This is a genomic window from Vreelandella vilamensis (assembly GCF_031451755.1).
Taxonomy (GTDB): Bacteria; Pseudomonadota; Gammaproteobacteria; order Pseudomonadales; family Halomonadaceae; genus Vreelandella; species Vreelandella vilamensis.
Genome location: NZ_JARWAN010000005.1, coordinates 62625 through 77369, shown reverse-complemented (window position 1 = coordinate 77369; position 14745 = coordinate 62625). Strand labels below are relative to the sequence as shown.

Annotated in this window: 12 protein-coding genes; 3 read left to right on the top strand and 9 right to left on the bottom strand. The window is 53.2% G+C overall.

The features are described 5' to 3' along the window. Positions 1 to 41 precede the first annotated feature (41 nt). On the bottom strand, positions 42 to 620 hold the full coding sequence (ectA, locus tag QC823_RS04615) for a diaminobutyrate acetyltransferase (RefSeq protein WP_309655183.1): 579 nt from the start codon (positions 618 to 620) through the stop codon (positions 42 to 44). Positions 621 to 886: 266 nt separating this feature from the next. Then, on the bottom strand, positions 887 to 2266 hold the full coding sequence (gene gorA, locus QC823_RS04610; RefSeq protein ID WP_309655182.1) for a glutathione-disulfide reductase: 1380 nt from the start codon (positions 2264 to 2266) through the stop codon (positions 887 to 889). 123 nt (positions 2267 to 2389) lie between these two features. Here gorA and can point away from each other — a divergent pair, with 123 nt between their 5' ends. Beyond that, entirely contained in the window at positions 2390 to 3040 is a 651-nt protein-coding gene (gene can, locus QC823_RS04605) for a carbonate dehydratase (protein ID WP_309655181.1), read from the top strand. Between the two features lie 23 nt (positions 3041 to 3063). On the opposite strand, the gene QC823_RS04600 is transcribed toward can, so the two are convergent. Genes QC823_RS04600 through QC823_RS04570 form a run of 7 tightly spaced genes read right to left on the bottom strand, consistent with a single transcriptional unit; the run spans position 3064 to position 13143 of the window. Continuing rightward, positions 3064 to 3621 carry a cytochrome c gene (locus QC823_RS04600; protein WP_309655180.1) on the bottom strand — a complete coding sequence of 186 codons (558 nt, stop codon included), beginning with the start codon at positions 3619 to 3621 and terminating at the stop codon, positions 3064 to 3066. Between the two features lie 39 nt (positions 3622 to 3660). Then, the gene (gene msrA / locus QC823_RS04595; RefSeq protein ID WP_309655179.1) at positions 3661 to 4272 is read right to left on the bottom strand and encodes a peptide-methionine (S)-S-oxide reductase MsrA; all 612 of its coding nucleotides are present in this window, start codon (positions 4270 to 4272) and stop codon (positions 3661 to 3663) included. A 33-nt stretch (positions 4273 to 4305) separates the two neighbouring features. After that, complete coding sequence (gene tamB / locus QC823_RS04590) at positions 4306 to 8334, bottom strand: autotransporter assembly complex protein TamB (protein WP_309655178.1); 4029 nt, start codon at positions 8332 to 8334, stop codon at positions 4306 to 4308. A gap of 9 nt (positions 8335 to 8343) precedes the next feature. Beyond that, complete coding sequence (tamA, locus tag QC823_RS04585; protein WP_309655177.1) at positions 8344 to 10203, bottom strand: autotransporter assembly complex protein TamA; 1860 nt, start codon at positions 10201 to 10203, stop codon at positions 8344 to 8346. A gap of 33 nt (positions 10204 to 10236) precedes the next feature. Beyond that, positions 10237 to 10944: a hypothetical protein gene (locus QC823_RS04580; RefSeq protein ID WP_309655176.1), complete on the bottom strand. Its 708-nt coding sequence runs from the start codon at positions 10942 to 10944 to the stop codon at positions 10237 to 10239. A gap of 12 nt (positions 10945 to 10956) precedes the next feature. Continuing rightward, positions 10957 to 12246, bottom strand: a complete 1290-nt coding sequence (locus QC823_RS04575; protein ID WP_309655175.1) for a nucleotide sugar dehydrogenase — start codon at positions 12244 to 12246, stop codon at positions 10957 to 10959. A 3-nt stretch (positions 12247 to 12249) separates the two neighbouring features. Then, positions 12250 to 13143, bottom strand: coding sequence for a UTP--glucose-1-phosphate uridylyltransferase (locus tag QC823_RS04570; protein WP_309655174.1), 894 nt, complete (start codon positions 13141 to 13143; stop codon positions 12250 to 12252). Between the two features lie 142 nt (positions 13144 to 13285). Here QC823_RS04570 and ubiG point away from each other — a divergent pair, with 142 nt between their 5' ends. Continuing rightward, positions 13286 to 14029, top strand: a complete 744-nt coding sequence (gene ubiG / locus QC823_RS04565) for a bifunctional 2-polyprenyl-6-hydroxyphenol methylase/3-demethylubiquinol 3-O-methyltransferase UbiG (protein WP_309655173.1) — start codon at positions 13286 to 13288, stop codon at positions 14027 to 14029. Beyond that, on the top strand, positions 14029 to 14733 hold the full coding sequence (locus tag QC823_RS04560) for an HAD family hydrolase (protein ID WP_309655172.1): 705 nt from the start codon (positions 14029 to 14031) through the stop codon (positions 14731 to 14733). Before ubiG ends, QC823_RS04560 begins: the two co-directional genes overlap by 1 nt. Positions 14734 to 14745 lie beyond the last annotated feature (12 nt).

The window sequence follows — 14745 nt, the reverse complement described above, 5'->3', positions numbered from 1 at the left end:
AAGAGAGACGTTGGTCTTAACACGAGCGGGAAAACGTTGCGCTAAATCGTATCAGTTTGGAAAGGACCGATGCGCACCAAGTTTTCCGGATCATGCTCGCCACCTAGCTGCTCGGTAGAAAAGTATTCGCGGCTGTTTAGCGGGGCTTGCCAACGTGCCGCTAGGCGGCGAAAGAGTCCCCACGAAGCCAAATTATCTGGTGTGATCGTGGTTTCCAGGTGATGTACGTCGTTTAGTTCAGGGCGTGACATGATCGCTTCAACTAAACGGCGGGCTAGACCGGTTCCACGCGCTTTTTCGCCTACGGCAACCTGCCAAAGAAAATAGGTATCGGGCGCATTGTCTTTAACGTAACCCGATACAAATCCCACCACTTCACCTTCTTCATTGGTTGCCACCGCACAGGTATCTCTGAACTGTGTGGCAAGCAACAAATAAGCATAAGCGGAATTCACGTCCAACGGAGGGCATGATTTGATCAGTTCATAAATGCCCCAACCATCGTCAGCGTTAGGCTTACGGATAAAAAGGGGGGTTTCCGCGTGTCCCACAACCGCATCGGCGACAGTGGGTCGAATAAGATCCGCAGAGGGAGTAAACGGCTGTATTGGGGTGGTCATAGTTATGCTTCGCTTTTGCGATTCCGAAAAAGATAATAACAGCTGATTTTGCGTAATTCAAAAATCAAATTATTTATAACCGGCCATTCTATAATTTTTTGTTATGAACTTCGTTTTTTGTGCATGATGATGCACGTCCTTAACGGCATCTGTTCAGTTTAGACGACTTTTCTGATGTGCCATCCTGGCGTACAACCTTACATCGACAACGGTACATCGCAAGGCGAGCCAATAATGCTCGCCTTAAACAGGTTAGGTGAAACGCTTTAACACCGCGATAAGCTTCGTAGCGTCACAAACTCTTCTGCCCCCGTTGGGTGAATCCCGACGGTGCGATCAAAATCGGCCTTGGTTAAACCGGCGCGTACCGCAATGGCAATCCCTTGCATAATTTCGCCGGCGTCCTCCCCCACCATGTGGGCACCCACCACCACATCGCTTGCGTCGTCGACCACTAGCTTCATCAGCGTGCGTTCTTGGCTACCGGATAGCGTATGCTTCATGGCACGAAAATCGGTACGGTAAACGCGAATATCACCGCGTTCGCGAGCCTCTTCTTCAGAAAGTCCCACGGTGCCAATATTAGGGTGGCAGAAGACCGCGGTGGGAATCGTGGCATAGTCCAGAGCCGCTGGCGTGAGCTGCTTAAAGTGAATATCAACCAACTGCATCGCTTCTGCCAGAGCAATTGGCGTAAGTTCAGGCCCAGCAATTAAATCGCCAAGGGCAAGCACCGACGGGATCGCCGTTTCAAAGCGCTCATTAACGGGGATTTTCCCCTGTTCGTCGAGCTTAATCCCCAGTGTGTCCAGCCCCAATCCTTCTACGTTGGCATGACGTCCGGTGGCGGCAAGCACCGCGTCAACTTCAAGCGTTTTCCCGTTGGTTAACGTGACAAGATAAGCGCTCTCACTTTGCTCAATTTGTGCAATATTAGTGTTGAAGTGCAGGTTTACGCCTTTGCGGGCCATTTCATCACGGGTGAATTCACGCACTTCTTGATCGAATCCTCGCAAGAACAAGTCACCGCGATAAATAAGTTCGGTCTCACTGCCTAACCCGTTAAAAATACTGGCAAATTCAACGGCAATGTAACCGCCGCCAAGGACCAAAAAACGCTCAGGGAACACATCAAGGTCAAACACGCGATTAGAATCAATGGCGTACTCACTACCGGGAAAGTCTGGCACCCAAGGCCAGCCGCCGGTCGCAACTAAAATCTTCGCGGCACTGATGTGCTGCTCGCCTTCGTGGTTATGCAGCACTACCGTATGGGCGTCGACAACGCTTGCGCGGGCGTTATAAAGCGTCACGCCCGCGCTTTCGAGTAAGCGCTGATAAATGCCGTTAAGACGTTTGATTTCCCCTGTTTTATTTTCTCGCAGGGTAGCCCAATCAAATGTGGCAGGCCCAGGTAACTGCCAACCAAAGCCGGCGGCGTCATCAAAGCTATCGTGAAAATGAGCCGCGTACGAATAAAGCTTTTTCGGTACGCAACCGACATTGACACATGTCCCGCCAAGATAGCGATCTTCCGCGATACCGACTGAAGCACCTTCGGACGCTGCCATGCGCGCAGCACGGACACCGCCTGAGCCTGCTCCAATCACAAAGAGGTCGTATTCGTACTGTGTTGCATCCATCATTCTCGGCTCCTAAGGCTGAATCTAGTGGCTGAATATTTCTGCGTGATTGACCTAACCGGTCGGTAAGGTTACAACGCCTTGTCTACATTGATGAATTTCACGTTACAGCTGCGAGATAAGGTTATGCCCAATTCTATTGATACCCTGTTAGCCAATAACCGCGCGTGGGCGGAACAAATGTGCAAACAAGATCCCGATTACTTTGCGCGGCTATCACGGCAACAGAACCCTGATTACCTTTGGATTGGTTGCTCCGATAGCCGCGTGCCAGCAAACCAAATTATTGACTTGCCGCCCGGTGAAGTCTTTGTGCATCGTAACGTGGCAAACTTACTGCATCATACTGATATGAACGCCCTTTCCGTGGTTCAATTCGCGGTTGACGTACTCAAAGTGAAGCACATTATGGTGGTAGGTCATTACGGATGCGGTGGCGTTATGGCGGCCGTTACCGGTGGCGAATGCGGGATAGTTGACTACTGGCTTCACTCGGTACGTGAGCTTTATAACCATCACCGTGACTCGCTCGATCATCTCACGCTGGATGAAAAAATTGATCGCATGTGTGAACTTAATGTTAAAGCGCAAGTTAACAGTCTCTGCCGTACCAAAATATTGCAGCGTGCCTGGCAACGCGGGGATGAAATCGCCGTCCATGGCTGGGTTTATGGCTTAAAAGATGGTCTTGTGAAAGACCTTAACTGCACGGTAACTGGCCTTTCTCAAGTAGAAACGCTCTACCGTATTGACTGTCTACAGCCAAGCAACTCGTAACGTTGCCTGGTCATCGCGATGGGTTAATCGTAGCGATATTGACGATGGCAGCCTTTGCAGCTATTCCCGACGTCTGATAAGGCTTTCGCCGCCGCGCGGTACTCCTCCGCATTGGCGGCGCCTATGAGCGTATCGATGTGCTGCTCCATGTCGTAAAATCCATCTTCAAAGCGGTCCCACTCTTCCCAGATCTCGGGGCGTGCATCGGAGCCGCGCCCGTGCGTACCGACAATATACGCAGGTAACAAATTCTCGGCACTAGCACGCTCTTTCAGCTCTTTTAACCGCGGCGACGCAGCTTTTGCATCGCGGTTATTCACTAGATCAAAGCGCAGTTGACGCAATAAACTCTCTATATCTTTCAATTCTTGCTGGCGCCACATGACCGCTTCACGCTCGCTTTCAAAGGGCGTTTGGTCTACGTCTTGGGGGGCTGAGATTCCGCGTGAATCAGCATAAGCGCCTGTTATGGCAAGCGTCATCGCGGCAATAGTAACAAACCCTACCAAAGATAATTTAACCAAACTGGTAGAGCGACTGGGAGCAAGCCCCCCAGCTTTGTATACGGATACATCAGACATCGTGGCAACATACCTCTAGTGGCGTTGTATCTTTCATGCTCAGGTGGTCGGGCAGCTAATGCCAGTCCCTTTTAAGCCGCAATAGCCGCCGGGATTTTTTTCGAGATACTGTTGATGGTAGGCCTCGGCGTAATAGAAAGTCTCAAGCTGTTTTATTTCCGTTGTGATGTCACCACGCCCTGCGCGAGTTAGTTGTTGCTGATAGGCATCGGCGCTGCGTTTAGCCTGCTCAAGCTGCGCCTCGTCCGTGGTGAAGATAGTGGAGCGGTACTGAGGGCCAATGTCATTTCCCTGACGATTCCCTTGTGTCGGGTCGTGGTTCTCCCAAAAGACCTGCAACAGGGTTTCCATGTTAGTTTGCGTTGGATCAAATACGACCAATACAACTTCAGCGTGCCCGGTACGCCCGCTACAAACTTCTTCGTACGTGGGGTTGGGTGTTTCACCGCCAGCGTAACCAACGGCCGTAACGTGTACACCGGGCAGCTGCCAAAATAGCCTTTCAGCGCCCCAAAAACAGCCCATGCCCATCACTAACGTCTTGTGCCCCTCCGGGAACGGCGGATGGAGCGATTCACCGTTCACTGCGTGTCGGTCACTGGTGGGAATCGGTGTATCACGTCCGGTAAGTGCGCCTGCAAAAAGTGTCATAACATCGCTACCTATTAATGGATGAGAATGTATCTAATCAAAAATGCGCGGGTTGCCTGGACGGTTAAACTCATAGATAAGATCCACGGCTTGAGAAGCACCAGACACCGCTTGAACATAAAGGTTGCGCCAGAGCGTGTAGCGCAACGTAAGCTCGGCAATGGGAGAGAAAATTCCGACGCCATAACTGATACGAATATCATCGGTAAGCTGGCCAGTAAGCGCCACTTGGCTGTCTTCACCGGCACCAGTGGTATCCAACGTGAGGTTATCAATGCCAAAAGCTTCGCCAATGGAGCCGACAGCACTGCCGGTGCGGCCTAGTGACATACCGATGAGTGCCGTGGTGAGGGCAGTATCCAGGCCGCCGCCACTGGCATCCGGCGAACGCCCGCGCAAGAGATAGGAAAGCGCGCGCGTTTCGTTCATTGCCGGTTCGGAAAAAATGGCAACATCAGGTGCTTCGGCAAGCCCCGTGACGCTTAACCCGGCAATCACGTCGTCTTCGGTGACTTCAGGGTTACGAATCGCTTCAAAATCGAGGGTTGGTAGCCCGGGTGGACCACTAAAAAGAATTTGTCCGCGCCGAATTAACAAATCCTGACCAAACGCTTTAAAGCGACCATCAACCAAGTTAACGTCACCAAAAAGCTGTAAACCGCCACTATCTTGACGAACCTCCAGTGTGCCCCCTAAACCGGATTCTAAACCGTACGCCGCTAACTGCATGTCCCTGCCCAGTGTCACGGTGATGAGCACATCCATTGCCATGCCTTCTTGAGCCAATTCATCGGCGGCACTGGGTTCTCCGTTCTCAGCCTGAGCCTGCGTACGCTCTTGCGCTTTACGGTCATCGCGCTCGGTGATGATGATTTCATCGCGACTAGGCCCGGTTGCTGAGCTGGGAATATCGCCTACCTCAAGCCGAGCCCAAGGAACATCCACGTTACCGCGCACTTGCAACCGTGCGGGTGTCACGCGAACGCGAATATCGGGCGCCACTTCTAAACGGCCAAATTGTGGCAGCGAGATAAGTAGCGGCGCCTGCGTGGCATTAAGATCCACCCCCATGCGCCAAGGCTCGTCACGTGGCCAAACGGCGTCGCCGGTAATGGCCAAGCGCCCACGCTCAGCCTCAATGAAGCCGTCAATGGTGCCTGAGGCACCATTGAGTGCCACGTTGATTTCTCCCTCTGAGATCACCAGCGGTAAGTCTGGGCCTGCAGCATTAATGCCGGAAAGTTCAAGCTGGCCCTGTAAGGTAGGCTCTTCAGTAACACCGCTAATCTGTACGTTGCCATTAAGCGCACCTGCTAAAGTATCCATTCCCACGACCATGGGGCGATAGGGTGCCAGCAACAATTGAGCCATGCGCAACTCACCATTAAGGCGGCCTTCGCCCACGGGATCGGCAATCGTCAATGAGAGTTCAATGTCACCTGCTTCAGAAAAGGACAGGGAACTATTTACCTGGGCACGCTCGGGGGTGGCGTTAACGCGGGCGTCGAGGGCTAGACGCGGAAGCTCGACGGGTTGACCAAAGTCGTTAATGGCGGTGATAGCCAATTCGCTCAAAAGCTGCATATCCGCCTGCCAGCGCTGCCCTCCGTCCTGCCAGGAGGCAGTCACATCGGCGGTGGTGTCGCCGTCTAAATTCCAGCCATCGGGTAAGAAAGGCGTCACCATTTGCATCGGCACTTCGCGTAGCGAGAGTACGGCTTCTCCCGCGTTGGGAGAAGCTGTTAACGGTTCTTCTGAGCAGACGACGCCACCCTCCTCGCGACGCAGACAAAATGGCGCAATATTGGCTTCGCTGCTTGCGATACGGTAATTAATATCCAGTGCGTCTTCCAAGCGGACCGTGCCGGCGTCCGAAACCACTTCGAGGGGTGTAACTTGGGCGCGGTAGTATTGTTCTGCTTGGTTAAAACTGCCTTCCAACGCCATTGAGGCTTGCTCAAACAGTGAGTTTTGGGGAGCGCCTTGCGTGTCTAGTGTCAAGCGGTGCTGAGAAAGGCGGCCGCTTAGGGTTAAATCAGCGCGTTCAATGGATTGGCCTCCAGCGTTTATATTCGCTAGGTTAAGCGTTACATCAAAGCTTGGGTCATCTACCCCACTGACATCGGCATTGAGACGCAGCGTTTCAAGCCGGTTTTCCCCAAACTGCAGGGCCTCGCCATTGAGAACCGCGCTTAGGTTAGGTTGCGAAAAATTACCACGGGCTTGAATGTTGCCGGTTAAGGTGCCCGATAGCGTTGGCGCGAGCGTTGCTAACTCGCGCAAGTTGATCTCGGCATCGAGCGACAGAGTGTCTTTGCTAAGCTCGCCGCTAGCGTTTAAGCGATTATTGCCCTGGGCAAAGCGGAGTTGGTGAATATTTGCGTTTAGTTCGCTATCGGCGTCTAACACCGCGCTGAGCGCTAATGGGTAATCCATTAACTCACCGCCAATGTTGAGCGCCGGAATTGACAAGGCCCAGCGCTCTTGCTCTTGGCGAGCCTTAATTTCAAGACTGCCGTTCAAATCACCCTTAAGCGATTCAACAAAATCCCCAGGATTGATGTGTGAGAAACTAAAAGATGCTGAAAGATTTAACGGGCTTAGCCACTCTACTTGCCCGTGGCTGCGAATTTCGCCTTCATTAATACCTACCGTAAGTGGCGACCAAGCAAACTGGCCAGTGTCGCCTTCTCCTGTCAGCGAGAGGTGCGTCTGCGGAATAGTGGGTCCTGACGCTTGCGTCTCAAGTGCTAACCGGTAATCGTTTAAATCCCCCTCCAGCGCTAAATCCAATGCCTGAAGGCGGTGGGCCGTTTCATCGTCATCCTTTGCGGCAAGCGGCCAGCTAATCGCATCGCTTTGTAAACGCAGCGTAAACGGCAGTGTGGGCGCGAGCGCATTGAGCTGGGCATCGATCGACGCCTGCACTGCGCCGTCTGCGCGCAGTTCAGCGTTAAGATCGCTTGCCGAGCCACTGAGGTTAAGGCGCAACCTTTGACCGCTTAGCGCCTCTAGTTCGAGCGCATTTAGACGCTCGGATTCCAGCACGTCGACGTTAAGTTCCGCCGTCAATGGGTAGTCTTGATGAAGTGTTACGTTGGCTGTCAATGCAATGCGAGCATCAGGTGTCGTGGCGTTAAAATGTGTCAACGTAACGCGATTGCCTTCGGTGACGAGGCCCATATCAAGCGTCTCGACTTGGTACTCAGTGGCTCCTGTCAGGGTAAATTGCGTGACATTAAACGCCGGTATACGGATATCAAGCGGCAATGCAATGGCCGGAAGCGTGATCGGCTCACGCCCGGCCAGCGCTTCATCGATAGGCAACGAGGCTTCATCATCCGCTTCAGCGCGAGGCGCCTGGATCGCAATGGCAGCATCGATTCCATCGGCGCTAAGTGGAGTGTCGGTATTTTGAGTTAGACGAACACCCGCGCTTGGCGGTAGGTACAATGTTGGCTTTTCCCAGTGTGTGGGAGAAATCTCGACGCCATCTTCTGCCGCATAAATGGCGCTTTCAAAATGCGCCCAACTCAACGTTGTGCCATTGCCTAAGTGGATGGTCACGTCGTCAAGGGCGAGCTCTCTTACCGAGAAAGGAAAAGGAAAGCGCATAGCACCACCTTGTGAACTCTCTGGCGATGCTTGTTCGGCTTCTGGCGCCGTGTCCCCCGCCGGCAAACGGATATCGGCTTGAGCGATACGTAAGGTGTCGATGCATAACTCGCCCGAGAGTACGCAGTCCTCTGCCCAGGCGAGCTCAAACTCACCGACCGATACCTCGACGCCCGCTGCGTCTAACACGAAGCCTTCAAGACGAAACGTTTCCAATAAACTGCCTTCGCGATGATCAAACGCGATCCACTCACGCTGCGCCGCTTGATCCAGCAATACGCCAGTGCCCCACGGTGAAAGCGCCCAACCCAATAACAGCATAACCAAGGATAATAACCATAGCGGCAACACCACCACTAGCCGAATAAAACTCCACAACAAAAGCCAAACGCGTTTACGGGCAGAAAGGGTGTGCCGCTTGGGCGTCGTATGAGCAACCTGGGACAAAAAAGCCTCCTAGAATTCCGGCCCGATGGAGAAATGCAAACGCCAAGCGTCTTCGTGGTCAAACGGGTGGGCAACGTCTAAGCGGATAGGACCCACCGGAGATACCCAGCGAACCCCTAGGCCGGCACCGGTTTTCAGATCATTGGGTCCCCAGTTATCAAAGGCGTCGCCGCTATCCACGAACGTTGCTCCCCACCAGTTGCCCGTCACGCGACGTTGGTACTCGACGCTGGTGGCGAGAAGCTGTTGACCGCCGCGTAAACGACCCTCGTCGTTGCGGGGGGATAGGCTTTCATACGAGTAGCCCCGCACGCTGTTGTCGCCGCCGGCAAAAAAGCGCAGCGACGGCGGAACAGGATCAAAATCGTCGGTTTCGATGGCACCGACACTGATACCACCAATAAAGCGGTTATTTTGCCCCAACATGCGGATCCATTCGGTATCACCGGTAACGCGCAAAAATTGGGCATCGGAACCCCACGCAGTATCGGAGTATTCAACCGAAAACTGCTGACGGTCCCCCCACGTAGGAAAACGTTGCTGGCGCGTACGGGTACGCGACCACTGAACCCCGGGGTAGTAAATCAACACTTTTTGAGCGTCTCCCCCCTGGGTGAAGTCGTCATAGGTGGTGCGTAGGTAAACTGACTGCACCCAGTCGTTATCAAATTGCCAACGCCTGGCAACCTCAATGGTCGCTTCTAGTGAGCGTGTATCGTTATTATCTAAATTCTTAAGTCCGTATTGGAGTTGGTAGCTGTCACGGCGGGGATCATCCAGCGGCAAACGGTAGCGCCCTGAAAAACGCTGCTCTGGCGCAGAAATATATAAATCGTGATTTAAACTGTGGCCAAAACGATTAATCCAAGGCTGTTGCCAGCCAAATTGCAAACGTGGTCCGATGTCGGTGGCATACCCCACCCCCACTTCAAACTGATGCCGGTCGGCGGGTTCGACATTGACATCGATAGGCAGTAATTGGTCATCACGGTGGCTTATGCTCATCACGCTTTGCAGCGCGGCGCGGCTAACATAGGCACGTCTTTCGCGCTCGGGGGTTGCCTCTTGCCACCAAGTCCCTTCACCACGAGGCGGTGACGTAACAACCAACTCGCGCGCGCTGGCGAGCCTTGGGCGAACGGCCACAGAACGAAACCAACCGGTTTCAGCTAACCGTTGGTTGTACTGAGCGATAGCTTCGGCACGATAAGGCTCACCTGTTACGAAGGTGCGTAAGTTTTGTAATCGCTCGGGTTCAATGTGACTGCCGTTAATGGCCACATCGCCAAATTGATAACGAGAGCCACTGGCAAACGTCATGTATAAACGAGCACTTTGCTGGTAGGGGCGGACTTCCATACGCCGATCGCTGAACTGCGAATCAAAATAGCCGCGCTCCAGTGCAAGCCCAGACAATTGGTTACGGAGGCTATCCCAGGGGGAGTGACGTAACGCATCCCCCTCTTGTAAAGGAAAATTGTCAACAGCCTCGATAAAAGGCGGATCTTCGCGCGCATCGCCTTCCAGTTGAATGGCGAGAATTTCAATGGTGACTTGTGGACCGGGGTCAATCTCTAGCGTCGCTTCGCTGCCCTCTTCACCTAGCGACACATTAATGCTCGGCTCGTAATACCCATAGGGCCTCATCGCTTCGGCAGCGCGTTGTTTGACTTCATTCTCTAAACGCCTGGGGGTATATTCTCCCGCTTCGAGGTTTTCTAAATAAGCCTTAATATTGCCTCGAACTTCGTCTTCGACGCCATTAATCGTCACATCAAAGGCCAGCGCACTTGGAGAAAGACATAGCAACGGGAAGAGTGTGATATATGCCAGTCTATTGACTGCCCGTCCTCGGCGTTTTATTCCCATAAATCAATTCCTAGCCAATATCATGGCATATCTTCAACGCAGCATTTCTAGCTGAGCACTCAACGCAAGTTGTGATTGGCGCACTTGGCGCAAATCGCCTTCTAGCGCCTGTAAGCGCTGCTGCCACTCTTGCTCGAAGGCATCAACCGACTGCGCTAGGTCGTCAAGCGTCTCTTCACGCTCGCTACCTTGTTCGGCTAAACGTTCCATTTCCTCTGCAAGACGCGCTTGAGCATTATCGCTAGACTGTTCCAGTGCATTAAGTGAAGCATTCATAGCGGCAAGCTGACTATCGCGTAATTGCATCGCTTCTTGTTGTCGCTCAACCTGCTGCAACAAGGCTTCAATCGCGTCTGCCGAGACCATTTCTTCACTGGCAGGAATGAGGCTAAAAAGCTCCTCACGTGTATTAGTAAATGCAATGGATAACTGCTCTTGTTCTTGGAACAGAGTGTTCATTTGCGCTTCAACCGAGATTAACCTTTCTTGTACATCATTGTCACCCGCGTCTAATCGTGCGTGCATATTGGAGACTTCTCCACTGACACGATTAAGCTCAGTCAAAAGGCGTTCGCGCTCAAACCAAAGCCCTGCGGCTGCCACACCAAGGACGGCAATTATCAACAATAAAACAAGCCACAAAGGCCAGAGCGAGGGGCCCTTGCGGTAGCGTAAGTGCTGGGCGTTAAAGCTTTGGTCAACGTCAGGCACGATTCGTGTCGTTGCAGCAGGGTCAGACATGCGCTCTCCTTATCAAGCGGTGGGGTCAGCGCGGCGGCCAATACCTCGATAGGTGAGGCCACAACTTGCCACGAAACTTGGGTCATAGATATTGCGACCATCCAGCACGAGCTTTGCGCTCAACAATTCGCTGAGCCGAAGCCAATCCGGGTTCCAATAGATTTTCCACTCTGTTACTAACAATAGTGCATCAGCGCCTTCACAGACGAGGTAAGGATCATCGCTAAACGTAATTAAATCATCACGTGGCCCAACGGCTTCTTCTAACGCTGGCACAGCGGCCGGATCATGAAGATGAACATGCACTCCTTGCGCCCACAATGCCTCAAGCAGTGTTAATACGGGGGCTTGGTCAATGCGTGCGGTACCCGGCTTAAAAGCTGCCCCCCAAATGGCCACTGTTTTGCCCGCTAACTGACCGTCAAAGTGTGACCATAATTTGCGAAAAAGCGTCTCTTTTTTGTGTTCGTTAATGTCCATTACTTGCTCGAGTAGCGCCGAAGCTCGGCCACTTGAGGATTGAACATCGGCCAATCGCATTAAATCACGGGAAAAATTAGGACCCCCAAAGCCACAGCCAGGATAGAGGTATTCAAAGCCGATACGGCTATCAGCTCCCATCCCCTGGCGTACGTATTCGACATCAACACCCAGCGAGTCGGCAAGTCCGGCAATTTCGTTCATGTAGCTGATGCGAGTTGCCAGCATCCCATTAATAGCCAGTTTGGTCAGTTCCGCGGCGCGCCGCGGCATTCTTTGAAACACTTCACTACGGCGATTAAAAGCGCGCAACAACTCACGCACTAAACGCTCGCTGATGGCTTCGTCACAACCAAGAAGCCAACGTGTGGGGCGGGTAAACGTTGCCCAGGCGCGGCCTTCTTCGAGCATATCCGGAAGCGCTACGCTGGATTGCGTCGACAGCATAAGCCCTTGTAGGCGCTCGGTTTCTCCCACCGGAAAGGTCGAATTATTCACTAGCAGCAAGTCAGGATTGGTGTGCATGGCGGGGTTAGAGACAAACGCCGCCGCATCATCACGCTGAGCAGGTGATAGTGACAGCCACGCAATGTCGCAATGGCCGGGAGACTCTACTTCGGTGACGAGAGTCAAATTACCCTCAGCAAGGCTGTGCTGTAGCTGATCAAACAAGGTTGGCTCACGACGTAACCATCCAGCCTGCTGCAATACGTCCCATGGCTGAGACGAGTGTGGAAGCCAATACACGTAGTGCCCAACCCAAGAAAGCGCCGCCGCCGCCGTAGCGGCGCTTAGCTCACTGCCGTAAACAAGAACTCGCATGGCCTACATCTCCTGCTGATAGCGCGCAAGTAAGGCCTTGAAGTTATTCCCGAGCGTTGGATGACAGCGGCCATATGCGAGTGTTGCCTCTAAATAGCCCAGCGGTTGACCGCAATCGTAAGTCACGCCCTGCATCCGGTACGCTTCGACACCTGATAATTGACGCAGGGTTTCTATGGCATCGGTCAGTTGAATTTCTCCCCCTGCACCGGGCGGCGTATTTTCTAGCAGCGCAAAGATTGAACCCGGAAGCGCATAGCGTCCTATAACAGCGAGATTTGAAGGAGCAGCGTTGCGAGCGGGTTTTTCTACCACTCCCGCAGCAGGTGCAGCGACCCCAGGCGCAGGTATGTCTCCCTCCAGGGCGACGATGCCGTAGCGCTCAACATGGGCCCAATCGACCTCCTCTACCATCAGCTGAGCAGTATTACGCTGTTCAAACGCCTGCAGCATCCCGCTCAAATCATTGCTTGAGGAAGTGCCTGCCTGGTTAACCAGTACATCGGGCAGCAATACGGCAAAAGGCTCGTCGTCACCAATGACCGGTCGAGCACATAGCACCGCGTGCCCTAGCCCTAAAGGCTCGCCTTGGCGCACGCTGATGATATTGACGTCGTCAGGGATAATGTCGCGAATGCTCTCCAGCAACGTATGCTTGCCTTTGGCTTCGAGGCTAGCTTCCAACTCTGCGTGGGTATCAAAGTGGTTTTCAATAGCACTTTTACTGCTGCTGGTCACTAAAACGATGTCGCGAATACCTGCCGCCACCGCCTCCTCTACCACGTATTGAATAACAGGGCGGTCGACAATAGTGATCATCTCTTTAGGGATGGCTTTTGACGCAGGTAAGCAACGCGTGCCAAAGCCAGCAACAGGAAGTACAGCCTTGCGAATCATAAAAGGTCCTTTTTATGCGTTCCGACCTCGGAATGGTTAGAATGGGCATCATACACTACACATCGGCAATCACTCACGGTGGCTGTCGATGGTTTTTTTCTGCAGTTTAATGTCTCGTTTTAGGACGCAGGGAGTAACGCACATGCAAGCGCCATCTGAGGATAGTAGTGCGCAAGGTTATCACGGTAATGTCGACGCAGCAGAAGTCGCCAAGTTTGAAGCCCTTGCCAGCCGCTGGTGGGATAAAAACAGTGAGTTCAAACCGTTGCACGACATTAACCCGCTACGCCTTGATTTTATCGATGCCCGCGCGGGGCTTGCGGGAAAGCGCGTGCTGGATGTGGGCTGTGGCGGAGGGATTTTGAGTGAAGCCATGGCGCACCGAGGGGCGAATGTCACCGGTATTGATATGGGCGAAGCGCCGCTTGCCGTCGCACGTTTGCATGCTGAAGAAAGCGGTGTCGACATCACTTATCGCCAGATAGCCGTTGAAGCGTTCGCTGATGAGCATGCCGGCTCTTTTGACGTTGTTACCTGCATGGAAATGCTTGAGCACGTTCCCGATCCGGCTTCTGTGGTCGAAGCGTGCAGCCGCTTAGTTCGCCCTGGTGGTCACATCTTCTTTTCCACGATCAACCGCACCCGCAAAGCCCATGTCTTTGCCATTGTTGGCGCTGAATATGTGCTCAAGCTTTTACCGCGGGGAACACACGACTATGCCAAGTTTATTCGCCCCTCGGAAATGGCCGCTTGGTGTCGCGCGTCTCAACTAGAGGTGAATGAGCAAACTGGACTGACCTATAACCCGCTATTGCGTCAGTACCGGCTAAATAGCCACGACGTCTCGGTCAATTACATGATGCACTGTCGCAAATCGGAGATGTAATGTCTGATGCAGTAAACGAAGTCATACTCGGCAACACCCCTGCTCGTGCCTTATTATTTGACTTGGACGGCACCTTAGTCGATACCGCGCCCGATTTAGCCAATGCGACCAATGCGCTTCGTGCTCACCACGGGTTAGCCCCTTTGCCTTTTGCCACTATCCGCAAACAGGTGTCCAACGGCGGTAGCGCCTTGGTCACGTTAGCGCTGGGGTTTGACATCGATCACCCGCATCACAGCGATGCTAGAGCGTTTTTACTTAACGCCTACGAGCAGGCGATAGCAACCCATAGCCGTGTTTTTTCGCCCCTTGATACATGGCTTAACCGCTGGCAGCGTGATAGCGGCTTATGGGGGATTGTGACTAACAAACCACGTCGTTACACCGAGCCGCTTTTGAAAGCGCTAGCCTTAATGCCAGACGCCCTGCTTTGTGCTGATGATTTAACCGCCAAAAAACCCTCGCCCGAACCGTTATGGGAAGCAGCCCGACGCCTAAACATTGCCCCTTGCGAGTGCTGGTACGTAGGAGATCATCTGCGTGATATGCAAGCTGCCAAAGCGGCAGGAATGACCGCTGTGGCAGTCGGGTATGGCTATATCAGCGAAGAAGACGATTATCACCAGTGGCCGGCTGACCTATGGTTTAGCGACTGCACGACATTGGTCGCTGCCCTACCCTCTATGGCGCTTGCGCTGCGCTAACGTCAAGTGTGA